Below are 21,925 nucleotides of genomic sequence, written 5' to 3' on the forward strand. Positions count from 1 at the left end.
CTGATTAACGTCTCGCCTCAGGTGGACATGTCGCGGATTGGGGTATTGCCTGCGGCGCTTTCGGACGCCGTAGGCAATGCCCCAGCACCACGACATACCCAGATAAGGCTCAACGCTAATCAGATCCCGAGGGGAGAAGGGATGCCCACCTCCCTCCAGGCCTCTCGCACTTACCAGGCCAACCGGTTCACAATCGGCCTCGCACTGCCCTGCCACCATCGGCAGCGCACCAGGCTATCGAACTGACAGCGCTGTAGACCTGAGGAGTCTGCGATGAACGCGATGACACAACTGCCGCCCGAATGGCACAACTGGATCCAAGAGAACCTCGCACGAGGTTGCGCGCCGCAATCGCTGATCGACGACATGGTGCGCAATCACTTCGATCCCGTGTTCGCGCGCGCTGCGGTGAATGGCGTGATGAGCGGCCCGTTCACCACACCCGCGCAAACACAAACCAAGCCTGTCAGCCACACCGCCGGTTACGTTTACGAAAAACCGCGTCTTCACGCTGGCAACCTGATCCGCACCTTCGATCGCGATGTCCGTATCGTCACACGCGTCAATCGACCCATGATCGCCGTCCTGGATGGTGTACTGAGCGATGAAGAGTGCGACGAAATGATCCGTCGCTCCGCCGACAAGATGCGCCGCTCCACGACGGTGGATCCCATTACCGGCAAACACGAAGTGATCGCCGACCGCAGCAGCGAAGGCACCTTCTTCGCGCTCAACGCCGACCCCTTCATCACGCGCCTCGACCGCCGCATCTCTGAAGTGATGAACTGGCCCGTCGACCATGGCGAAGGCCTGCAGATCCTGCATTACGGCGTCGGCGGCGAATACAAGCCGCACTTCGATTACTTCCCGCCAGAAGACCCTGGCAGCCAGGTGCAAATGACCATCGGCGGCCAACGCGTTTCCACCATGGTGATGTATTTGAACGAAGTGGAAGAAGGCGGCACCACCATCTTCCCTGAGATCGGCTTAGAAGTTGTGCCGAAAAAAGGTTCAGCCGTCTATTTCGAATACACCAACAGCCACAACCAGCTCGACAAGCTCACCCTGCATGGCGGCTCGCCCGTGACGCGGGGCGAGAAATGGATTGTGACGAAGTGGATGCGGCAGCGCAGGTATGGTGAAGCGGTGGCGTAAAGCTGCCGCCGCTCGTATTCACCGCGTAAATTCCCCAAGTGTTCCTGTAGATCGCGCAAGACTGTTCACCGCGGCTGCGATGAGCATCACGTTCTGAGCGGCGCAATCCAGCGCTCACTAGACAACGTTGTCATTTCGGGCCAATACTCCGCCAGGACTTTCCGTGGCGGCGCGCATGCGCGACACGCTGTAGGAAGCGGGATGCGTGATGTTCACCACTCCGGCGTGGCGGCTGGGAACGTTGTCATGGCTCGCCGATGCCACTCACTTGTTGCAAGTTCCTTCACTCGGGAGACGGCTTATGCATGTGAAGAAGTCGACGACGCGCTCTACCTTGACCTTGAGCTCACTCAGTACTGCTTTGGGTGCAGCCCTATCGACCAGTTTGCTTACGGCAGCCCCTGTGCAAGCGCAAACGACTTGCGCTGCTGCCTGGAGTTCGACGGCGATTTATACCGCGGGCAATGTGGCCAGCGAAAACGGTATCAATTACAAGGCTAACTGGTGGACGCAGGGGAATGATCCGGCGACCAACAACGGCGGCCCGGGTACTGGTCAGCCTTGGACTTCGCAAGGTGCTTGCGGCGGTTCGCCAACACCGACGCCTACTCCGACCCCCACGCCTACTCCGACTCCAACTCCAACACCTACCCCAACGCCGACACCCACACCCACACCCACACCCACACCCACACCCACACCCACACCCACACCCACACCCACACCCACACCCACACCCACACCCACACCCACACCCACACCCACACCATCTCCGTCGTCGGGCGACGTCAATTTCCATTTGCTGCTTGGCATAAGCAGCGCCCAGGATCAGATTGCATTGGCGGGGGATAACTACACCGACCTGATCATGTCCAACATCATCGCAGGCGTGATGTATGGCCACTTGGTGCAGGAGTATTACCCGGGCATTCAATTCGACAAGGACTACTTGTACGGCTCCATCCTGGGTCAGCTACTGCAAGAGAACATCGCCACCGAGTATTACGTCGACACCAGCAACCTCATCGACCCGTCGCCAAATCAGGCAGCGGTCATGGGCGTTGGGCAGGGTGGTCCGTATCAGATCAACAACTATGCGGCCGATATGGTTTCCGGTTCGTATACGCCATCAGGGCACTCGTTGATCAACTACGTCACGATCCAGAAGAACATCGGCTACACCATGGCGACGGCGCCCACGCAATACAGCAAGCCGACACCGGCATCGTTCAACGATAAGTATTACGGTCCTATGTTGACGGCGTATTTCCATTACAACGATTTCGTTGCGTTGAATGTCACCGGAAAGGGGGCCAATGGTTGGCAAACACCCTGGGAGCCGGCTTACGACAACGCCCTGGCGAACTTCAAAACCTTGCCGAACAATTTCCTGGACGTGCTGTTGAACGTCGCTTACAACCAGGGCTATTACGGTGGTCTGGTGCAAAGCTATAGCAGCTTGGGTGCAACGGCTACGTCTGCAACCGTAGCATCGGTAAACAACTACGGTTCGGTGTGGGGTGTGAACGACACCTACAAGCAATATCCCTATCAGGTTCGTTACTACCTCGATCAGCTCTACGACAATCCGATTCCGACGACCAGCCTGTCGACCATCGTCACGCCCGGCAATCACGTCGTATTCGATATCGCAACGTTGGAAAACGTGTTTTCCAACGTGTTCCAGACGCTGGATTACGTCAACAGCTCAGGCACGGGTACGTACATCACTGCCGCACAAGCCACTACAGCGTTCAATACGGCCCTCACCCAAACCGGTATCTCGAGTACCGGAACGCTGGATTTAAGTAACGCATCGGATCGTGCGCAGATCTTCAGCTTGCTGGAACATGCGATGGGCAATCTGGAGGCGAACCTGGGCACGCAATTCAACGCCACTACCAATTCGCAGTTGTAAGAATCTGCAGGGCATGAAGCCCTTCGCACAAGCGAAGGGCTTCATGCTTTAAAGCCGCTTAGTTCCGCGCGCCGTCGGCTTCGAGGTGGTAATGCGTGGCAACCTCGACCTCTTTCTTTGAGCCAAGAAACACCGGCACGCGCTGATGTAGACCCGTCGGCTGAAGCTCAAGAATGCGTTCGCGCCCGGTGGTTGCCGCGCCACCCGCCTGCTCGATGATGAGCGACATCGGATTGGCTTCATACATCAAACGAAGTTTGCCGCCCTTGCTCTTGATCTTGGCATCCAACGGATAGAAGAACACGCCGCCGCGAGTGATGATGCGGTGTACGTCGGCCACCATCGAGGCGACCCAGCGCATATTGAAATCCTTGCTGCGTGGACCATCCTTGCCGGCAAGCAATTCACCGATGTAGCGCTGCATGGGCGGTTCCCAATGGCGCTGGTTGGACATGTTGATGGCGAATTCGGCGGTATCTTCGGGAATGCGGATGTCGCGACGGCTCAAGGTGAAACTGCCCACTTCGCGATCGAGCGTAAACTCGTGCGTGCCATAGCCGAAGGTGAGCACGAGCACGGTGGCCGGTCCATACACCACATAGCCCGCGGCGAGCTGCGTGGTGCCTGGCTGCAGGAAATGTTCGGCCTTCGGTTCGGTAATGCCATCCGGGCAACGCAGCACGGAGAAGATGGTGCCGACGGAAATGTTCACGTCGATGTTCGAGCTGCCGTCCAGCGGATCGAACAACAACAGGTGATTGCCCTTCGGGTACATGTCGGGAATCGGCTGCGGATCTTCCATTTCTTCTGAAGCACATGCCGCGAGTTGGCCGCCCCATGCGTTGGCTTCCAGCAGGATTTCGTTGGAGATCACGTCCAGCTTCTTCTGTGCCTCACCCTGGATATTGCCGGTGCCCGCCTCGCCCAGCACGCCGCCGATGGCGCCTTTGTTGGTGGCGACGGCGATGCGCTTGCATGCGCGCGCGACCACTTCGATCAGCAAGGTGAGTTCGGCATTGATATGGCCAGCGCGGCGTTCTTCGATCAGAAACTGGATCAGCGAGATGGGCTTCATGGTGGACTTGGTGGCAAAAGAGGCCGCCATTGTCTCGACTCAGCCTTACAGAAGCCAGTCAACGGCCTGAACCAGCCCACCCCTTCCTGCTGACAACACGCTGGCAGTAGCAGGGGCGCACGCTCTCACCATCGAAACGGAGGGACGATCATGCGCGACACGGTTTATGTGCTGGTGTTCGAAGGGTTTGCGGATTGGCAAGTGGCCTTGGCTCTGGCCGAAATCCGTCGTCCCGGGGAATGGGAAGTGCGCAGTGTGGGTTTCACGCGCGAGCCGGTCACGTCAATGAGTGGCCTGCAGGTGCTACCCGACGTCAGCATGGACGAAATCGATTTCAATGCCGTGGCATTGCTGATGCTGCCGGGCGGACATCTATGGTTGTCTACACACATCGAGCGAGCGGCAGAACTGGCCCGTCGCGTGCATGACGCGGGTGCGCCGGTCGCTGCCATCGATCAAGGTGTGCTTTACGTCGCGCGCGCTGGCCTGCTCGGCGAATGCCGACATACAGGCAACTGGCCAGGCCAAATTGGCCGAGAAGTGCCGAGCTACCAAGGACATGATCAATACGACGCCAACGTGCTCGCAGTGAGCGACGGTGGCGTCATCACGGCGAGCCATCTCGGAACGATCGAGTTTGCGCGCGAAATCATCCACACGCTGGATCTCTACACCGCCAGCGATCGCGAGCACTGGTATCGCCTGTTCAAACATGCGGTTCCGCCGCCGTGGCTTTCCGTCGAAGTCGTTCGTGCTGCCTGAGGGGTTTATGTCATGAGCAATTTGTTCGATCGCATTCTGATGGCTTATCGGCCGCTGTATCTGCGCGGCTTGCTGATGGATGGCCAATATCGCCTGCCGGCGAAGCAGGAAAAGAAACCGGAGAAGGGAAACCGTGTAGTGCAACTCACGCCGGCATTCGATCCGGAACGCAAGCGCGTACTGGTCGCACCTGCTGCGGCTTCTGCAAATTTCAGCATGTCGTCCGCCGACGATTCATTGGACGACCTGCGTCGCGCATAACATCACCACGGGATATTCATCATGCAAAAGACTTATCACGGCAGTTGCCATTGCGGCGCGGTGACATTCGACGCCGATATCGATCTGAGCCAGGGCACCGGCCGCTGCAATTGTTCGATCTGCACCAAGGCGCGGCAGTGGGGCGTAATTGTGAAACCGGAAGCGTTTCGCCTGATCAGTGGCGAAGGTGAGCTTACCGATTATCAATTCGGCACGCACAGCATGCACCACCTGTTTTGCCGGCATTGCGGCATAAGGCCGTTCGGAAAGGGCCACCTGGATGTAGTGGGTGGCGACTTCTACTTCGTCAATGTGTTTTGTCTGGACGATGCCGAGCCGATCGAACTGATCGATGCGCCAATGCGGTTTTCCGATGGGCGCAACAATAACTGGCCGTCCACACCCGCCGAAACGCGGCATCTGTAAGTGTTAATCACGGAGATGACGTCATGACGCATAAGATCGATTTCTACCACGCACCCAACAGCCGCTCCGGCAGCACGCTGGCTTTGCTTGAAGAACTGGGTGCGGACTACGCGTTGCATTTGGTCAACTTCAAGCGTGGCGAGCAACGCCAAAGCGCCTATCGGGCCATCAACCCGATGTGCAAAGTGCCGGCGATTCTGCATGACGGTGTGCTTGTTACGGAGCAGCCGGCCGTTTTCATGTATCTGGCCGACCTGTATGCCGAAGCAGGCCTTACTCCAGCGATCGGCGATCCACTGCGCGGTGCCTACCTGCGCTGGCTGGTTTTCTATGGTTCGTGCTTCGAGCCTGCGCTGGTCGATCGCTCGCTCAAACGTGATCCGGCGCCGCCTTCCACTTCGCCTTATGGCACCTGGGAGGATGTGATGAACACGTTGCAAACCCAGCTTGCGAAGGGGCCTTACCTGATCGGCGATCGATTCACCGCGGCGGATGTTCTGTGGGGCGGCGCTTTGCACTGGGCCACGATGTTCAAGCTGGTGCCAGAAACACCAGAGTTCCGCGCCTATATCGAGCGCGTGATCGCGCGCCCTGCGATGCAGCGCGCAGCGGCCAAGGATGCCGAATTTCTCACGCAGCTGGCTGCGTGAGGCGGGTGAGCAGCATGGCCATGCTTTTGCCGAGTTCACATAAGGCGGTCTCACCTATTGGGACCGCCACACATGACTTCGGACGCTGGTCCACCGCTGCGACCTGGGCGATCATGCACGGATGCGTCGAGCCGATCGCCTCTTTCTCATCATCAACGCCCTGCGTGGTCGCCGCACCGCGTTGCAGGCGCGTCAGCTTGCCGAAATGCTGGGTGTATCGCTGCGCACGGTCTATCGTGATGTGGCGGACCTCCAGCTTTCCGGCGTACCCATCGAAGGCGAAGCCGGCGTGGGCTACGTGCTGCGCAAGGGCTCGGACATCCCGCCGCTGATGTTTACCGCCGACGAACTCGAATCGCTGGTGGTCGGCACGCGCTTCGTCCGCGCGTTTGCCGGCGAGAAACTGGCGGCCGGTGCGCAAGCCGCACTGATGAAGATCGAAGCCGTGCTGCCGCCGGAATTGCGCGAGCGCTCCTCGCGCACGCGCATCTACGCACCGATCTGGCGCGACGAGCATTCCACGGCATTCGCCGCGCGTATCGATCAACTGCACGCGGCGATCGAGGCGCAGCACGTACTACGGCTGTTCTATCGCGATGAAGTAGGTCGCGAAAGTGAGCGCGAAGTGGAGCCGCTTTGTCTGGCCTTCTGGGGCGGCAAATGGACGCTCGGTACCTGGTGCCGGCTGCGCAAGGATTTCCGCAACTTCCGGCCGGACCGCATCGAGCGGGTGGAGAACACTGGTGAGGTGTTCAAGGGTGAAGCCGGTCGCGATTTAAATGCGTACCTGCAGGCCATGCGCGGCTATTACGCGGGAATGGAATAAGCCCCGTTGGGGTTCAAACCCCAACATCGGGATATATGCGTGCACGGGGATGTTGGGGTTTGCACCCCAACCCACGCTTGCTACCCTGCGCCAACCAGGGCTACCGCAGGAGTCACCCCATGTCGTCAGGCGTGCGTCATCCGTTGTTGTCGATTGCCCCGGCCAAGCTGCGCCCCACCCAGATGACGGTGGGCAAGGCGGAAGTGGCGGAGAAGCGCACCCAGTGGGAGAAGCTGGGCAAGAAGAAGCGCAAGGAACTGCTGGCCGCGCACTGGTTTCCCGGCGTGCTGGGTCCAAAGCGCCAAGTCTTTATCGTCGATCATCATCACCTTGGCCTTGCCTTGTGCGAGGAGCGCGTCAAGGAAGTGCCGGTCATGATCCAGCGCGATTTCTCCTGGCTGGAGATGGACGTGTTCTGGCGCACCATGGAGTTCAACCGCTGGGCGCATCCCTACGATGAACAAGGCCAGCGGCGCGAATACGACGCCATTCCGCGCAGCCTCAATGATCTGGCCGACGATCCCTACCGCACCCTGGCCGCGCGCGTGCGTACGGCGGGCGGCTATTCCAAGGACGCCACGCCGTACTCGGAATTCCTGTGGGCGGAGTTCTACCGGCGCAACATGAAGCTCAAAGGGAGTGCGGTGAGCGCCAAGCAGCTGCAAGACGCATTGGTATTCGCGCATTCTCACGAAACGGCGTATTTGCCGGGTTGGAGTGGGCAATTCGGATGAGCAACGCCGCGCTTTCGTCGGCGCGCGTGACCGACCTGCTGGCCGGCCTGGCCATCGCGGGTCTGTTGGTGCCCGAGGCTGTGGCGTATTCGGGCATTGCAGGCATGTCGCCGGAGGCCGGCGTGGTGGCCTTGTTCATCGGACTGCTCTGCTATGGCCTGCTCGGCACCAGTCGATTTGCGATTGTGTCGTCCACGTCGTCGTCCGCGGCGGTGCTCGCAGCCGGAACGTTGCTCCTGGCTGGTGGTGCGGTGAACCGCACGGCAGTGGCCGCCATGCTCGTGCTGCTGGGTGGCATCTGTTTTTTGATTGCCGGCGCGGCGCGGTTGGGCGGTCTGTCGCATCTGATCGCACGTCCGGTATTGCGTGGTTATACCTTTGGGCTGGCTATCGTGATCGCGCTCAAGCAGCTTCCGCATCTGGGCGGCTGGCCGGAGCTGCATGGCGACTTCGTGCCGCTGCTGATTGCGAACTTGGCGCGAACGTCCGGGCAAGTTCACTTAGTGACATTGGGCGCCGGCTTGTTGGCGTTGCTGCTGCTGTACGCATGCGAGCGCGTACGCCGCTTGCCAGGCAGCTTGCTGGTGATTGCACTGGGCGTGGCGGCTTCTGACTGGTTGGCCGCGCGTGGCGTGCCGCTGACGGGTGCGATCAGCCTGCACATGAATCTGGGCATGCCTGCGTGGCCGGCCAGCGGCCAGTGGCTGCCGAGCGTGGAATTGGCGGCGGCGTTGTTACTGATTCTGTATGCCGAGTCGTACAGCTCCATCCGTGGCTTCGCGCTCAAGCACAACGACAAAGTGGAAGCGAACCGTGATCTGCTGGTGCTTGGCGTTGCCAATGTCTTGAGTGGCCTGTTCCAGGGCATGCCGGTAGGTGCCGGGTATTCCGCCACTTCTGCCAATGAAGCGGCGGGTGCGCAATCGCGCCTGGCCGGCCTGGTGGCGGCCGGCACCGTGTTACTGATGGTGTTGCTGCTGCTGCGTTGGATCGAACGCATTCCACTGGCGGTGTTGGCGGCCATCGTGATCCACGCGGTGAGCAAATCGTGGCGCTTGTCGGTATTCCGGCCTTATCTGCAATGGAAGCGCGATCGTCTGCTCGCGCTTGCTGCGGTAGTAGCGGTGCTCTCGCTGGGCATTCTCAATGGCCTGCTGTTCGCGATTGCTTTCAGCCTGATCCTGCTGTTGCGGCAACTGGCGTCGGCGCGGGTGAGCGTGCTCGGGCGTTTGGCCGACAGCCACGATTTCGTCGATATAGCCCAGCATCCGAATGCGGTGCCGCCGACAGGCATGTTGATTCTGCGGCCGGAAGAACCGCTGTTCTTTGCGAACGCCGAATCCATGATGGGGTTGGCGCGCAAGTTGGTCGAACAGCACAGCGACGTCAAACAGGTGATTCTCAGCCTGGAAGCTTCGCCGAATCTGGACAGCACTGCGCTCGAATCGCTGGGCGATTTTTCCGGTTGGCTGCAGTCGAGCGGCATCGGCTTGCGTGTCGCACGCCTGAAAGATGAAACGCGCGCCTTGTTGCTGCGCGCCGCGTTGCCCCAGCTTTCGTCACAGGCACTCGATAGTTGGAGCGTGGAAGATGCCGTCCAGGCGTCGACGAACGCATCGTCTGCAACAGGGAATCACACGTAGTGAGCCACACGAAACGTATTGCCAGCGTGGCCGTGGGCCTGCTGCTGACCATGCCCGTGTTCGCGCAGCAGGGCGCCGATGGGCACTTCAAACAGATCTACGAAAAGGAATGGGCCTGGCGCACAGGACAAGCCGGCGTTAGTGCCTCGGGCGAACCCCAGCCGAACAATGGCCGCCTCGATCAGGTGGATGCCAAACGCCAGCAGGAGCGTCTCGCTTACTGGCAGAAAGTGATGAGCCAGCTCGACGCGATCGATGCGAAACAACTCTCGCCGCCCGAGCAGGTGAACTACGCGATTTATCGCGAGCAGATTCGCAATTTCATCGCCGATCAGCAGTTCAAGCTGTGGCAGATGCCGTTCAACAGCGATTCGGCGTTCTGGAGCGAGTTGTACGACGATCTCGGCGCGGATTCGCTGCACAACGAAACCGACTATCGCCGTTACGTGGATCGTCTTGGCCAGGTGCCTGCGTATTTCGATCAGCAGATCGCCAATATGCGTGCCGGCTTGAAGCGCGGTTTCAGCGTGCCGCGTGCGGTGCTGACGGGGCGTGACGTTTCCATCGCTGCAGTCGCCGACGTGAAGGATCCAACGCACACGTCGTTCTACGAACCGCTGCAACACATGCCGTCGAACATTCCGATCGTCACCGCGGCAGCGATTCAGGCCGATGCGCGCGAGAAGATCAGCAAGGACGTGATCCCTACCTACGCGAAATTGCTCACTTTCTTCCGCAATGAATACGTGCCGCAGGCGCGCACCACGCTGGCGGCGGAAGCGCTGCCGGATGGGAAGGATTACTACCGGCAGCAGATTCGCGAATACACCACGCTTGATCTCGATCCCGACCGCATTCACCAGATCGGCCTGGAGCAGGTGGAAAAAATTCACGCGTCCATGCTGCAGACCATGCAGGAAACCAGCTTCAAAGGCAGCTTCGCCGACTTCCTGCATTTCCTGCGCACCGATCCGCAGTTCTACGCGAAGACGCCGCAGGAGTTGCTCGACAAAACCGCATGGGTGGCCAAGGAAGTAGATGGCCAGCTCGGCAAATTCTTCGGCCATCTGCCGCGCAAGCGCTTCACCATCGAGCCGGTGCCCGACGATATCGCGCCCTATTACACCTCCGGCCGCGGCGGCCCGGACGTCTATTTGGTCAACACATACGACCTGCCCTCGCGGCCGCTCTACAACATGCCGGCGCTGACCTTGCATGAGTCGTATCCCGGCCACGCGTTGCAACTGGAGTTGGCCGAAGAGCAGCGCGACCAGCCTGCGTTCCGCCGCAACAGCTACATCTCCTCCTACGGCGAGGGTTGGGCGCTGTATTCGGAATACCTCGGCAACGAAATGGGTATCTACAAAACGCCCTACCAGCGCTTCGGCTATCTCACTTACCAGATGTGGCGCGCCTGTCGCCTGGTGGTCGATACCGGCATCCACCACCTCGGCTGGACGCGCCAGCAGGCGATCGACTACATGACCGAGAACACCGCGCTGTCCGACCGCGAAATTGCCAACGAGATCGACCGCTACATCAGCTGGCCGGGGCAGGCGCTGTCCTACGAGCTGGGCTATCTGAAGATGCTCGATCTGCGAGCGAAGGCCGAGAAGGCGCTCGGGCCGAAGTTCGACCTCCGCGCCTTCCATGACACGGTGCTTTCAGTGGGCTCGGTGCCACTGCCCGTGCTGGAGCAGCGGATTGATCGGTTTATCGCCGAGGGTGGGCGGGAGCCGGACTATGGTGCCGGGCGTTAGCCCTTCCCGGGGTGGACCTCTTGGAGGGCTGATCATTGGCAAAAACTTCACCAATAAAGTAGTATGACTCCAAACTTCATTGGGAGAGTCGGTCCATGACAGCCCACGCCTTGCATCGGCCAGCCCCTGCCGAAGAGCTGAGCGGCCCCGCCCTGCGCGCTTTCTTCAACATGGCCGAGCGCTGGAAGTTGCGTATCGCCGAACAGCGCAAGCTGCTTGGCGACCCGCCCGAGTCCACCTTCTACAAATGGAAGCGTCACCAGGACGGCACGCTTGGGCGCGATACGCTGGAACGCATCAGCTATCTGCTCGGCATCTACAAGGCGTTGCAGATTCTTTTCCCCAATACCGAGCAGGCCGATGCCTGGTTGCACAGACCCAATCGCACGCCGTTGTTCGGCGGGCAGTCGGCACTGGACCGGATGTTGTCGGGCAACGTGAGCGATCTGTACGTAGTGCGTCAATATCTGGACGCGCAACGCGGCTGGTAAGACATTCGTCGCAGTCGGCGAGAACCCGCTTCGGCACTATTTGGCGTCGGACAGGGATGAACGAAAACGTAGCGGTCATGTGCCGCGGACTACGCCATGCCTATCGACACGCCTCCCCTTCGCCGAATCCGTTGGACGCACGCCTACCGCATCGTACCGAGCCGCTTTCCGCCGGCCGGGCTGTTCGATCGCATCGCCGATCCGGCCGATCTCGATGCCATTTTTGCGATTGAAGCGATGACCAATCCGCGCCTGCGCGAAGAAGCGGATGCGTTGCGCCTGGTGCCTAAGGATCACCGCATCAGTGGTCCGGGCTCAACGCCGGTGATGGCCGCATTCACGCATCTCAACCCAGAAGGCAGCCGTTTTTCCGATGGCACGTGGGGTGTGTTCTATGCGGCACGCAACGTGATCACCGCGGTGGAAGAAACGGTGTATCACCGCGAGCGATTTCTCGCGGCCACGTCCGAACCCGCTTGCGATATCGAAATGCGCTGCTATCGCACCAGTGTCGATTGCAAGCTGCACGATATTCGCGGCGGCTGGCCGGAGGCGCATGACGCCGACAGCTACGTCGACAGCGTCAAACTCGCGCGCAAGCTGCGTGAAGAAGCATCCAACGGCATCGCATACGACAGCGTGCGGCATGCCGGCGGTGAATGCCTGGCCGCGTTCTATCCCGATGTTGTAGCGCCCTGCGTGCAGGCGCAGCACTTGATCTATCGCTGGGATGGTCAGCACATCGCGCAAGTGTTGGAAGTCAGCGAGTTGAAGCGTCACTGATACACGTGTGATTTGCGCAGCGGGATTATGATCGCGGTTTGCCGTAACGATCGAACCGGGAGCGTCATGAAGATCCTGCTATCGCTGTTGCTTGCCCTGGCGCCGTGCTTCGTGTGTATGGCGCAGACCAATCACATGCAATGGAACACAGCGATTGAGGCCTTTGAATCGTCTGATCGCGCCGATCCGCCGCCACAAAATGCAGTGTTGTTCATCGGCAGCTCGTCGATCGAACATTGGAAATCCGTCGCGGCGGATTTTCCGGAAGTGAAGGTGATCAATCGCGGTTTTGGCGGTTCGGAGTTAGGCGATTCCACATATTTCGCCGATCGCATCGTGAAGCCTTATCACCCGCGCGCGATCGTGTTGTATGCCGGTGACAATGATCTGTATAACGGTCACACGCCGCAGCAGGTGCGTGACGCTTTTTCAGCGTTCGTCAGCAAGGTGCGCTCGTTTGATCCGGGTGTGACAATCGCTTTCGTCTCGATCAAGCCGAGCATGGCGCGCAAGATGTTGTTGCCGAAGATCAAGCAGGCGAACGAGCTAGTGCGTGAGTACGCAAGCACTCAGAAGAATGTTGCGTACATCGATGTGTTTACGCCGATGCTGGGGGCGGACGGCCAGCCGCAGCCGAAATGGTTCATTGAGGATGGGCTGCATATGAACCGCACGGGGTATGCACTGTGGATTGGGTTGCTCAAGCCGTGGGTGGATACGCACGGGCGCTAACCTCACCTGCGTTCACAGAACTGCCGTCATTCCCGCTTGCGCGGGAATGACGGCCTTGAGGGTTACAACAAGTTTCTCGCGAGGTTTGCCCCTCACCCCAACCCTCTCCCCGGAGGGGAGAGGGAGAGGGAGCACGAGCGCATCAAGTATCCGCGTCAGTCGCAAACCCTTCGCGCGTACCGCGATTGAACACGCGATCGCTAACCAACACATCGGCGGCGGCATGCGCGGTCTGCTGCTTCAGCTGCGCATAGATTGGCGTGAAGTCCGGTCGCGTGGCGTCGAACAACTGCTCGAAACTGTCGATCACGAAGTAGGTCTGCTGATAGGTATCGATGCGATAGCGCGTATTCATGACGCGCTCCAGGCCGAAGCCGATGCGGTTCGGCGCAGGTGAATCCAGGCAGTAAATCGATTCGCCCTTGGAGCTGACGATGCCCGCGCCATAGATGCGCATGCCTTCGTCGGTGTTGATCAGGCCGAATTCCACCGTGTACCAGTACAGGCGCGTGAGATTCATCAGCGCTTCGGGGCCGATGCCGAATGCCTTCATGCCGCCGCGGCCATAAGCTTGCATGTAATCCGCGAAGATCGGATTGAGCAGCAGCGGCACGTGGCCGAACAGGTCATGGAACAGATCTGGCTCGCTGAGGTAATCGAGCTGTTCTGGCTTGCGTATCCACCAGCTGACCGGGAAGCGGCGGTTGGCGAGGTGATCGAAGAACACTTCATCCGGTAGCAGACCTTCGACGGCGACCAACTCCCAGCCGGTGGTCTTGCCCAGCACCTTGTTGAGATCGGCGAATTTCGGAATGCCACCATCACCCAGGCCGAAGCGCTCCACGCCTGCCAGGAATTCGCGGCAGGCCCTGCCGGGCAGCAGCTCGCGCTGGCGCTTGTATAGCGTGTCCCAAACGTCGTGGTCGGTACGGCTGTAGCTCGCCCAGGGCTGCTCCACCACGCCGGTGGCGTAGACCGGCACGTACCCGCGATCGGTCTGATGGTGTTCGACGCGGCGGGGAGGGGTGTTTTCCATGGGGGCTCCGTGGGCTGTAGGGCTGGTGCCTACGTGGTGTATGCAAGATCATAGGTCTGCCACGGCGCAAGATGATTGTTTTGTTGTCGACTCCATGGGTCTAGGTGCAATATTTCATCGTCAAACGAAATATCGGACGAAGAATATTGCAATGACCGATCTCGATCGCACCGACCTGCGCATACTTGCCGTCCTACAGGCCGAAGGGCGCATCACCAATACCGAATTGGCGGAACGGGTGAACCTGTCTCCCTCCGCCTGCCTGCGCCGCCTGCAGCGGTTGGAAAGCGAGGGCGTACTGACTGGCTACAGCGCGCAGGTGGATCCGGAAGCGGTCGGGCTGGGCCTGCAGGCGTTCGTGCGCGTGCAGCTCACCCGGCACGAAGGCGATGTGATCGAACGCTTCGTGGAGCGGGTGAACGGGTGGGATGAGGTGGTGGCCTGCTACGCACTAACCGGCGATATGGACTATCTGATGCACATTTACGTCGCCGATTTGCAGCATTTCTCGCGCTTTCTGCTCGATCGCTTGCTCAATGCCTCCGGCGTGGCGGACGTGAATTCCAGCTTCGTCCTGCGTACGGTGAAACGTTCGCCCGCCTTGCCGCTCAGTCAGCTCGAACGCTGACTGAGAGCCTGTTTCAGACTCTTAAACATTCTCACCTGCCACAACCAGCGGCATGCGATCGTCACGTCGCCGAATGCGCAAAGCCAGGAACGCCGCGACCACACCGGTGGCACCGGCAATCACGAACGGCGTGAGATAGCTACCCAGCTGTACGCGCAACACGCCGGCCATGAAGGCCGCTGTCGCTGCACCTATCTGGTGGCCCGCCACCACCCAGCCGAACACTACCGGCGCATCGCGTTCGCCGAAGGCTTCGGTGGTCAGGCGCAGCGTGGGCGGTACGGTGGCAATCCAGTCCAATCCATAGAACACGCCGAACAGCGACAGGCTGTAGAACGAGAAATCGGAATAGGGCAGATACATCAACGACAAGCCGCGCAGCCCGTAATAGACGAACAGCAACTTGCGTGGATCGAAGCGATCCGTCAACCAACCTGACAACGTGGTACCGATGAGATCGCAGACGCCCATCATCGCCAGCAATCCAGCCGCACGTACTTCCGGAATGCCGTGATCGCCACATAGCGCGATGAAGTGCGTGCCGATCAAGCCATTGGTGGTGAAGCCGCATACGAAGAACGTGGCGAACAGCAGCCAGAACACGCGGCTCTTGCTGGCCCGCTGCAGAGTACCCAGCGTCAATGCGAACAGATTGCCTGATGGCGCGCCCGCATCGACTGGTTCATTCGGAGCAGCGCCGTAGCGCGTCAACCCGATATCGGACGGACGCTCCGGCATCAGCCACAGCACCAGCGGCAGCAGCAATACGCATACTGCAGCAATGGTCAGCACGACCGGGCGCCAGCCGAAGTATTCAGCGATGGCGGCCAGGCCAGGCAGAAAAATCAGTGTGCCGGTCGCGGTACTGGCGGTGAGCAGACCCATCATCAAACCGCGATGCGTACTGAACCAGCGGCCGACCACGGTCGCGCCCAGCACTACCGCCACACAGCCGGTGCCGGTGCCGGAAAGCACGCCCCAGGTCAGCAGCAAATGCCAGGGACGGGTCATTAATGCGCTGGAAGATGCCGCCGCCGCCATCACCGTCAGTGCAATAAGCAGCACGCGCTTGATGCCGAAGCGTTGCATCAGTGCGGCAGCGAACGGGCCCATCAGGCCATAGAGCAAGATGCCGACTGCCGCGGCGGAGGAAATGTCGTCCCGGCTCCAGCCGAAGGCGCGTCCCAGCGGCAGCATCAGCACACCGGGTGTGGCGCGCATGCCGGCCGAAGCCAGCAGCGCCAGAAACACCACGGCAACCACTACGAAAGCATAGTTTTGGCCGAAGGGCCGGCGGCGCTGTATAGTCATGTTACCGATCGGTACGGAACGGAAGCGCAGAGTACGTACCGATCGGTAACATTGTCAACCGGTTTGCTTATGTCCATGCGTTCTAAATCTGCTCCACGCCGTGCCGCGGACCGCATTCGCGAAACGGCGTTTGATCTGTTCTATCGCGAGGGCATCCGCGCCGTCGGCGTGGAGGAAATCGTCTCCCAGGCCGGCGTCACCAAGCCCAGCCTGTACCGAGCCTTCGAATCGAAGGACGAACTGATCGCCGCCTACCTGCGCGACTACAACCAACGTTTCTTCCAACGCTTCGAGGCGCCGGCGGCCGATCACCCGGATGATCCCAAGGCGCAGCTGCTCGCCTATGTTGACCGGCTCGCCGTGCGCGCCAGCCGCGATGGCTACCGCGGCTGCGGCCTTACCAATGCAGTGATCGAATATCCGGACGGTGATCATCCGGCGCACCAGGTTGCCGTCGAAAGCAAACAACAATTGCGGGACCGCTTGCATGAGATGTGCAGCAGCATGGGCGCGCGCAATTCTGACGAACTGGCAGACGGCATCTTGCTGCTGCTCGAAGGTAGCTATGTTTCCGGACAGACCTTCGGCGAAGGCGGTCCGGCGCGCGTGCTTGGTACGATGGTGCGACGTTTGATCGACGCTTCGACATGAGAGCTTGAGCAACATCTCAGCGTGGCCTGAAGCGACATCGCAGTGACGATGTGCAGTCGATTAACGCTAAACTAACCGCACCAATGAACATCGAAGCCGTATCCACCCCGGACCGAGACCTCCTGCGCCCGCTGCGTTATGTGTGGCGCGTACCGCTACTGCTGCTGCATGTCGTGCTCGGCATCCTGTTGTGCGGGTTCATCCTCACCTGGAATCGCCATCGGGTGATGAAGAACGGCCGCGAGCCATTCACCCATCGCATGATCCGCGCGTGGTCCACCGGGCTGATGCGCATCTTCGGACTGCGTTCCGTGCGCGTCGGCCAGCCGCTGCAAGATTCGGCGCTGTTCGTCGCCAATCACACCTCATGGATCGACATCGAGCTGCTGCACAGCCAACGCGCAGCCTGCTTCGTCGCCAAGGCAGAAATCGCAAGCTGGCCACTGGTCGGCTGGCTGGCGGCCAGCGGCGGCACGATTTTTCATCGCCGCGGCAGCAACCATTCACTGGCGGCGGTGATGCAGGTGATGGTGGATCGGCTGCGCGCCGGGCGTTCCGTGGCGGTGTTTCCGGAAGGTGGCACCGGCCACGATGGTGTGCTGAAAGTATTCCATGCGCGCATCTTTCAGGCCGCGCTCGATGCAGAAGTGCCGGTGCAGCCGGTCGCGCTGCGCTTCGTGCGCGACGGCAAGCGGCAGATCGATGCGGGCTTCCGTCTCGACGAGAACTTCCTGCAGAACTTTCTGCGTTTGCTCGGCGGTGCGCCGATGGATGCCGAAGTGCATTTCCTCGAGCCGGTGCCGGTCAATCCGGAAGGCCGGCGCCGCATGGCCGACCTGGCGCGTGAACGCATCGCTGCAGCGCTCGAGGATCGCTCTGCATGACCCTCCCGCAAGGACGCGACTTTCAGCCGCCCTGGCCGCTGACGAGCGGGCATATTCAAACCATGCTTTCTTCCAGTGGCGTGCGGCGCACGATGCTGCCGCGCAGCGCCTACCGCGTACTGGAAGGCGCGCAGGAAGTGATGGTGGATGGCGGCGAAGGCATCCGTCTCACTGGCTCGTTTACGCCGCAAAAAAAGCAGCAGGTGTCGCGCGGCCTCGCAGTGCTTTTCCACGGCTGGGAAGGCAGCGTCGATTCCACCTACGTGCTGCAAACCGGCAGTCGCTTGCTGGACGATGGTTGGGACATCTTCCGCCTCAATTTCCGCGACCATGGCGAGAGTCATGACCTCAACGAGTCGCTGTTCCATTCCTGCCGCATCGATGAAGTCGTGCATGCGTTGGGCGATATTGCGCAACGCTGGCCGGCGCGCGTGATGGCGCTAGCCGGCTTCTCGCTGGGCGGCAATTTCGCGCTGCGCGCGGCGATGCAGGCCCCGGTCAAAGGCATTCCGCTGCAGTACGCACTGGCGGTGTGCCCCATCATCGACCCCAGCGAAGGCCTGTTCTCGCTGGAAGAATCCGCACCCTGGTTCTACCAGGCGTATTTCATGAACAAGTGGCGGCGCTCGCTGCGCATCAAGCAAAAGGCGTTTCCGCACGTTCAATACTTCGAACTGCAAGAGCTGAAGCAGAACCTGCGCGGCCTGACCGAATCACTGGTGCTGCGCCACACCGATTTCGGTTCGCTCGAAGCTTATCTGGACGGCTATTCGGTGGCGGGCCGCGCGCTGGCGCAGATGCAGATTCCCGCGACCATACTTACTGCGCGCGACGATCCGGTGATTCCGGTGACGGCGTTCGAGAAGCTGGAATTGCCGAGCAGCATCGAACTAGACATCGCCACGTATGGCGGACACTGCGGTTTTATCCGCGGCTGGGACATGACCAGCTTCTGCGACGAATACATCGCTGCTCGTTTCAACGCGATCGCCGAAGGGCAATTCCCGCGCGCCTAAGCCGGTTTGCGTGACTTTCCTCACAGGTGACTTCCTGCAGGCGGAGGTCGCGCATAGACGCGCGTAAGCTGGCTCACAACGTTGCATCACTGACGCACGGAGCTGCCATGAAACGTTGCACCGCCTTTTTGCCTGCCTTGTTGTCGCTGGCCATCTCGGCAGCCTGCTTCGCTACGAATCCGCCAGCGGATGGCGAGCTAGTCAAAGGTGATGGACATCCGGGTTGCGAAGGTATCGATGCGAAAGCCTGTGTCGAGCACGCCATGGTTGCCATGGGGGGCCGTCAGCGTCTCGAAGATATTCACAGCATCCACTACGAGGCTATTGGTCATACGGCGCTGGCGGAACAATCGTACCGGCAGCAGCCATTCATCGCCGCCTACGAACGCGACGATGTCACCATCGATTTCGATAAACAGCGATGGCTCAGCGATGACCAGGTCACCTGGCCGGAAGCCGATCCGCATACCGAGAACATGGAACTCACCGTGATCGCGACACAGCAAGGCGTCGTTCGTCGCGACAAGCATGGCGATACACCGGCTTCGCTAGCGGACCAGGATACGGCTCGCGATGTCCTGAACCTGGAGCCCGAACGCTTGTTGCTCAACGCCGCTGCGGCCGGCGATTTGCATTACGCCCCATCCCAATGGCTGCGCGCGACGCCGCACAGCGTGGTGGAATTCAGCTGGCAAGGCACGCCTATCCGCGTATTGCTCAATGCCTCCAATCATTTACCTGATGCGTTGGAGCGCACGAGCACGTTCAATGATTTCTGGTTTGCATGGGGCGACGTCGACCAGCGCATTTATTTCGACAACTGGCATCTCGTGCAAGGTGTGGTATTCCCGACCAATCGCATCGATCAGCGCAACGGTCTCCTGCTTGGATCCATGCAGTTGTTCGATGCGAGGTTCAACGCCGACGTTGACGACAAGGTATTCACGATCGATCCCACCGTTGCCGCCAAGAGCGCCCAATCCAAGGGCTGGAATCGCATCTTCAGCGACAAGCAGCGCGTGGAGCTCGCGCCGGGCATCGAGCTTTATCAGGGTGCCTGGAATACCACGTTGATCAAGCAGGACGACGGCGTGTTCGTACTGGAGGCGCCGATTTCCCCCGCTTATGTAAAAGGCATCCTCGCCAAGGTGCATAGCGAATACCCGGGAGTGCCGATCAAGGGCGTGCTCAGCACTTCCGATTCATGGCCGCACATCGCTGGTGTCAGACAGGTTGTCACGGAAGGCGTGCCGGTCTACGCACTCGATCTCAACCGGCCGCTGCTGGATCGCCTGGTCGCCGCACCGCATCGCCTGCAGCCGGACGATCTGCAAAAGCATCCCAAGTCGGCGCATTGGATCACGGTAGGTGATCGTCTCGTGCTCGGCCAGGGTGCCAATCAGGCCGTGTTGTATCCCTTGCGTGGTGCATCGACCGAACGCCAATACATGGTGTACTTCCCACAGCGCAAGTTGTTGTACGCCAGTGACACCTTGGCGCTGAACGCCGATAACACCCTCTACGATCCGGATCTGATGTACGAAGTGGCCCAGGCTGTCGCACGCGAACATTTGCAGGTTGATACGGTGTATGCCATGCATGAGGGGCCTACGCCATGGAAGCAGGTGCAGCAGCAGCTCGCTCAAGCGATGTCGGCTGCCAAGCCGGCGACCTAGCGCAGTCTACTTAGTCCGCCGGTACGCAACGCCCTTGTGCCCAGGCGCGCAAGCTGGCGACTTGCTCGTGCATCAACACCGACAGCGGCTTGGTCACTTGCAAAGCATGCAGCAACGTCGCCTGATCGAGCGTACCGCCATTGCCGCTGGCATCGTAAAGCGCACTAACGATGGCCTGTTCGATTTCCGCACCTGAAAAACCTTCGCTCGCTTGCGCCAGTGCATTCAAATCGAACTCGTTCGTGTCTAACTTGCGGCGCTTCAGATGCATCGCGAAGATTGCTGCGCGCACCTCGGGCTTGGGCAGATCGACGAAAAAGATTTCGTCGAAGCGACCTTTGCGCAGCAATTCCGCGGGCAGTTCGTGTACCGCGTTTGCGGTCGCAACCACAAACACTTTGGCCTTGCGCTCCGCCATCCAGGTGAGCAGATAGCCGAGCACGCGCCGCGACACGCCACCATCCTCGCCACCGCTGGCCAAGCCCTTCTCGATTTCGTCGATCCACAGCACGCATGGCGCCAGCGTTTCGCAGCTCGACAACGCCTCGCGCAGATTCTTTTCGGTCTCGCCCTGGTATTTGTCGTAGAGCGAACCGAAATCCATCCGCACCAGCGGCACACCGAAGCCCCCGGCAATGGCTTTGGAGACCAGGCTTTTTCCGCAGCCCTGCACGCCTAGCAGCAACACGCCCTTGGGCGGATCGAGCGCAGGCTTGGGATTGGGATCGAGAAACACCGTCCGCCGCCGCTGCACCCACTCGCGCACCTGGCTTACGCCGGCAACGTCGGCAAAACTGGCCGTGGCGTATTCGTAATGCAGCAAGCCGGAACGATTGAGCAGTTCGAACTTGGCCTTCATCAATTCGGGCAGGTCGCTCGCGTTGAGCGCGCCGTCGTTGTAGATCAGCTTGCGCACGATGCGCCGTGCATCCGGCCCGCTCAGGCCGACCAGGTTGCGCACGATGGTGCGTGCAGCTTCGTTGTCCACTTCCAGGTTGCGGTTGTTCTCGCGCTGCCAAGCCGCGGCTTCGCCGCGCAGGATGCCAGCGAGCTCCTTGATATCCGGCAAGGCCAGCGGCACGCGCGTAGCCAATGCATCCAGCTCCTGCGGCAGTTCCACTTTCGCGCCCACCAGTACCAGCGTGTGCGCAGCGCAACGTTGCCGCTGTACGATTTCGCGCATCTGCCGGAGCGTCCCTGCGTATTGCAGACAAGGCTGAAAGTCGAACAACAGATAGATGCTGCGCTGTTCCGCCGTGCGAATGGCATTGAGCGTGGAGGTGGCATCCGGTGCGACTTCCACATTCCTCGGCCCGTTGAAGTCGAGCCGTTCCAGGCCGTCCGTAAGCGTCCAGCGCCACAGCGGATGTAACGCCTGAGCGATGACATGGCGAAAGCATTCGATCACCCGCTGTTCGTCGATCGTTTCAATCACCAGCAAGGGTGTCGCCGCACGCACCAGCGTGCTCAGGTCTTCCAGTTCGCTCATGCATCCTCCCGCGAGATC

22 protein-coding genes are annotated in these 21,925 nt (G+C 60.3%); 18 read left to right on the plus strand and 4 right to left on the minus strand.

All coding sequences use genetic code 11. From position 1 onward, the window contains the following. Positions 1-273: 273 nt before the first annotated feature. Together QQJ86_RS01605 and QQJ86_RS01610 are read left to right on the plus strand one after the other, a co-directional pair. The gene (locus QQJ86_RS01605; protein WP_284319146.1) at positions 274-1,155 is read left to right on the plus strand and encodes a 2OG-Fe(II) oxygenase; all 882 of its coding nucleotides are present in this window, start codon (positions 274-276) and stop codon (positions 1,153-1,155) included. Between the two features lie 301 nt (positions 1,156-1,456). After that, positions 1,457-3,073: a carbohydrate-binding protein gene (locus QQJ86_RS01610; RefSeq protein ID WP_284319147.1), complete on the plus strand. Its 1,617-nt coding sequence runs from the start codon at positions 1,457-1,459 to the stop codon at positions 3,071-3,073. 58 nt (positions 3,074-3,131) lie between these two features. Here QQJ86_RS01610 and QQJ86_RS01615 read toward each other — a convergent pair whose 3' ends face one another. Continuing rightward, the gene (locus QQJ86_RS01615; RefSeq protein ID WP_284319255.1) at positions 3,132-4,148 is read right to left on the minus strand and encodes a class 1 fructose-bisphosphatase; all 1,017 of its coding nucleotides are present in this window, start codon (positions 4,146-4,148) and stop codon (positions 3,132-3,134) included. A gap of 150 nt (positions 4,149-4,298) precedes the next feature. On the opposite strand from QQJ86_RS01615, the gene QQJ86_RS01620 reads away from it, so the two are divergent. From QQJ86_RS01620 to QQJ86_RS01670, 11 genes are all read left to right on the plus strand, one after another. Continuing rightward, positions 4,299-4,910 (plus strand): DJ-1/PfpI family protein, encoded by a 612-nt coding sequence (locus QQJ86_RS01620; protein ID WP_284319148.1) that lies wholly within the window; start codon positions 4,299-4,301, stop codon positions 4,908-4,910. Positions 4,911-4,922: 12 nt separating this feature from the next. Then, entirely contained in the window at positions 4,923-5,171 is a 249-nt protein-coding gene (locus tag QQJ86_RS01625) for a hypothetical protein (protein WP_284319149.1), read from the plus strand. A gap of 21 nt (positions 5,172-5,192) precedes the next feature. Further along, positions 5,193-5,597, plus strand: coding sequence for a GFA family protein (locus tag QQJ86_RS01630; RefSeq protein ID WP_284319150.1), 405 nt, complete (start codon positions 5,193-5,195; stop codon positions 5,595-5,597). A 23-nt stretch (positions 5,598-5,620) separates the two neighbouring features. Then, positions 5,621-6,247 (plus strand): glutathione S-transferase family protein, encoded by a 627-nt coding sequence (locus QQJ86_RS01635; protein WP_284319151.1) that lies wholly within the window; start codon positions 5,621-5,623, stop codon positions 6,245-6,247. 121 nt (positions 6,248-6,368) lie between these two features. After that, positions 6,369-7,073: a helix-turn-helix transcriptional regulator gene (locus QQJ86_RS01640; protein WP_284319152.1), complete on the plus strand. Its 705-nt coding sequence runs from the start codon at positions 6,369-6,371 to the stop codon at positions 7,071-7,073. A 119-nt stretch (positions 7,074-7,192) separates the two neighbouring features. Then, the gene (locus QQJ86_RS01645) at positions 7,193-7,807 is read left to right on the plus strand and encodes a ParB-like protein (protein ID WP_284319153.1); all 615 of its coding nucleotides are present in this window, start codon (positions 7,193-7,195) and stop codon (positions 7,805-7,807) included. Beyond that, on the plus strand, positions 7,804-9,450 hold the full coding sequence (locus QQJ86_RS01650; protein ID WP_284319154.1) for a SulP family inorganic anion transporter: 1,647 nt from the start codon (positions 7,804-7,806) through the stop codon (positions 9,448-9,450). Before QQJ86_RS01645 ends, QQJ86_RS01650 begins: the two co-directional genes overlap by 4 nt. A 50-nt stretch (positions 9,451-9,500) precedes the next feature. Further along, positions 9,501-11,210 carry a DUF885 domain-containing protein gene (locus QQJ86_RS01655; protein ID WP_284319256.1) on the plus strand — a complete coding sequence of 570 codons (1,710 nt, stop codon included), beginning with the start codon at positions 9,501-9,503 and terminating at the stop codon, positions 11,208-11,210. Between the two features lie 95 nt (positions 11,211-11,305). Continuing rightward, complete coding sequence (locus QQJ86_RS01660) at positions 11,306-11,701, plus strand: MbcA/ParS/Xre antitoxin family protein (RefSeq protein ID WP_284319155.1); 396 nt, start codon at positions 11,306-11,308, stop codon at positions 11,699-11,701. Positions 11,702-11,797: 96 nt separating this feature from the next. Further along, a complete protein-coding gene (locus tag QQJ86_RS01665; protein ID WP_284319156.1) occupies positions 11,798-12,484 on the plus strand; it encodes an RES family NAD+ phosphorylase in 687 nt (228 codons plus the stop codon). Positions 12,485-12,550: 66 nt separating this feature from the next. After that, positions 12,551-13,216: an SGNH/GDSL hydrolase family protein gene (locus tag QQJ86_RS01670; RefSeq protein WP_284319157.1), complete on the plus strand. Its 666-nt coding sequence runs from the start codon at positions 12,551-12,553 to the stop codon at positions 13,214-13,216. Positions 13,217-13,358: 142 nt separating this feature from the next. Here the strand turns inward: QQJ86_RS01670 and phhA are convergent, their stop codons facing one another. Beyond that, a complete protein-coding gene (gene phhA / locus QQJ86_RS01675) occupies positions 13,359-14,252 on the minus strand; it encodes a phenylalanine 4-monooxygenase (protein WP_284319158.1) in 894 nt (297 codons plus the stop codon). A gap of 151 nt (positions 14,253-14,403) precedes the next feature. On the opposite strand from phhA, the gene QQJ86_RS01680 reads away from it, so the two are divergent. After that, complete coding sequence (locus tag QQJ86_RS01680; RefSeq protein WP_284319159.1) at positions 14,404-14,880, plus strand: Lrp/AsnC family transcriptional regulator; 477 nt, start codon at positions 14,404-14,406, stop codon at positions 14,878-14,880. A gap of 21 nt (positions 14,881-14,901) precedes the next feature. Here QQJ86_RS01680 and QQJ86_RS01685 read toward each other — a convergent pair whose 3' ends face one another. Next, positions 14,902-16,191 carry an MFS transporter gene (locus QQJ86_RS01685; RefSeq protein ID WP_284319160.1) on the minus strand — a complete coding sequence of 430 codons (1,290 nt, stop codon included), beginning with the start codon at positions 16,189-16,191 and terminating at the stop codon, positions 14,902-14,904. Positions 16,192-16,260: 69 nt separating this feature from the next. Between QQJ86_RS01685 and QQJ86_RS01690 the strand changes: the two genes are divergently transcribed. The 4 genes from QQJ86_RS01690 to QQJ86_RS01705 all read left to right on the plus strand — a co-directional run bounded on the left by QQJ86_RS01690 (position 16,261) and on the right by QQJ86_RS01705 (position 20,418). Beyond that, positions 16,261-16,842 (plus strand): TetR/AcrR family transcriptional regulator, encoded by a 582-nt coding sequence (locus QQJ86_RS01690; RefSeq protein ID WP_284319161.1) that lies wholly within the window; start codon positions 16,261-16,263, stop codon positions 16,840-16,842. Positions 16,843-16,925: 83 nt separating this feature from the next. Further along, positions 16,926-17,726, plus strand: coding sequence for a lysophospholipid acyltransferase family protein (locus QQJ86_RS01695; protein WP_284319162.1), 801 nt, complete (start codon positions 16,926-16,928; stop codon positions 17,724-17,726). Then, on the plus strand, positions 17,723-18,742 hold the full coding sequence (locus tag QQJ86_RS01700; protein ID WP_284319163.1) for a YheT family hydrolase: 1,020 nt from the start codon (positions 17,723-17,725) through the stop codon (positions 18,740-18,742). Before QQJ86_RS01695 ends, QQJ86_RS01700 begins: the two co-directional genes overlap by 4 nt. Positions 18,743-18,849: 107 nt before the next feature. After that, positions 18,850-20,418, plus strand: a complete 1,569-nt coding sequence (locus QQJ86_RS01705) for an MBL fold metallo-hydrolase (RefSeq protein WP_284319164.1) — start codon at positions 18,850-18,852, stop codon at positions 20,416-20,418. Positions 20,419-20,428: 10 nt separating this feature from the next. Here the strand turns inward: QQJ86_RS01705 and QQJ86_RS01710 are convergent, their stop codons facing one another. Then, positions 20,429-21,907 (minus strand): AAA family ATPase, encoded by a 1,479-nt coding sequence (locus tag QQJ86_RS01710; protein WP_284319165.1) that lies wholly within the window; start codon positions 21,905-21,907, stop codon positions 20,429-20,431. Positions 21,908-21,925 lie beyond the last annotated feature (18 nt).

The sequence above is a fragment of the Dyella acidisoli genome (assembly GCF_030160295.1).
Classification (GTDB): domain Bacteria; phylum Pseudomonadota; class Gammaproteobacteria; order Xanthomonadales; family Rhodanobacteraceae; genus Dyella_B; species Dyella_B acidisoli.

Coding starts and splice junctions, on each gene's coding strand:
- QQJ86_RS01705 (WP_284319164.1), top strand. CDS start 18,850: ATGAAACGTTGCACCGCCTTTTTGCCTGCCTTGTTGTCGCTGGCCATC.
- QQJ86_RS01630 (WP_284319150.1), top strand. CDS start 5,193: ATGCAAAAGACTTATCACGGCAGTTGCCATTGCGGCGCGGTGACATTC.
- QQJ86_RS01690 (WP_284319161.1), top strand. CDS start 16,261: ATGTCCATGCGTTCTAAATCTGCTCCACGCCGTGCCGCGGACCGCATT.
- QQJ86_RS01645 (WP_284319153.1), top strand. CDS start 7,193: ATGTCGTCAGGCGTGCGTCATCCGTTGTTGTCGATTGCCCCGGCCAAG.
- QQJ86_RS01625 (WP_284319149.1), top strand. CDS start 4,923: ATGAGCAATTTGTTCGATCGCATTCTGATGGCTTATCGGCCGCTGTAT.
- QQJ86_RS01610 (WP_284319147.1), top strand. CDS start 1,457: ATGCATGTGAAGAAGTCGACGACGCGCTCTACCTTGACCTTGAGCTCA.
- QQJ86_RS01700 (WP_284319163.1), top strand. CDS start 17,723: ATGACCCTCCCGCAAGGACGCGACTTTCAGCCGCCCTGGCCGCTGACG.
- QQJ86_RS01685 (WP_284319160.1), bottom strand. CDS start 16,191: ATGACTATACAGCGCCGCCGGCCCTTCGGCCAAAACTATGCTTTCGTA.
- QQJ86_RS01680 (WP_284319159.1), top strand. CDS start 14,404: ATGACCGATCTCGATCGCACCGACCTGCGCATACTTGCCGTCCTACAG.
- QQJ86_RS01665 (WP_284319156.1), top strand. CDS start 11,798: ATGCCTATCGACACGCCTCCCCTTCGCCGAATCCGTTGGACGCACGCC.
- QQJ86_RS01620 (WP_284319148.1), top strand. CDS start 4,299: ATGCGCGACACGGTTTATGTGCTGGTGTTCGAAGGGTTTGCGGATTGG.
- QQJ86_RS01605 (WP_284319146.1), top strand. CDS start 274: ATGAACGCGATGACACAACTGCCGCCCGAATGGCACAACTGGATCCAA.
- QQJ86_RS01710 (WP_284319165.1), bottom strand. CDS start 21,907: ATGAGCGAACTGGAAGACCTGAGCACGCTGGTGCGTGCGGCGACACCC.
- phhA (WP_284319158.1), bottom strand. CDS start 14,252: ATGGAAAACACCCCTCCCCGCCGCGTCGAACACCATCAGACCGATCGC.
- QQJ86_RS01635 (WP_284319151.1), top strand. CDS start 5,621: ATGACGCATAAGATCGATTTCTACCACGCACCCAACAGCCGCTCCGGC.
- QQJ86_RS01615 (WP_284319255.1), bottom strand. CDS start 4,148: ATGAAGCCCATCTCGCTGATCCAGTTTCTGATCGAAGAACGCCGCGCT.
- QQJ86_RS01670 (WP_284319157.1), top strand. CDS start 12,551: ATGAAGATCCTGCTATCGCTGTTGCTTGCCCTGGCGCCGTGCTTCGTG.
- QQJ86_RS01640 (WP_284319152.1), top strand. CDS start 6,369: ATGCGTCGAGCCGATCGCCTCTTTCTCATCATCAACGCCCTGCGTGGT.
- QQJ86_RS01655 (WP_284319256.1), top strand. CDS start 9,501: ATGCCCGTGTTCGCGCAGCAGGGCGCCGATGGGCACTTCAAACAGATC.
- QQJ86_RS01650 (WP_284319154.1), top strand. CDS start 7,804: ATGAGCAACGCCGCGCTTTCGTCGGCGCGCGTGACCGACCTGCTGGCC.
- QQJ86_RS01695 (WP_284319162.1), top strand. CDS start 16,926: ATGAACATCGAAGCCGTATCCACCCCGGACCGAGACCTCCTGCGCCCG.
- QQJ86_RS01660 (WP_284319155.1), top strand. CDS start 11,306: ATGACAGCCCACGCCTTGCATCGGCCAGCCCCTGCCGAAGAGCTGAGC.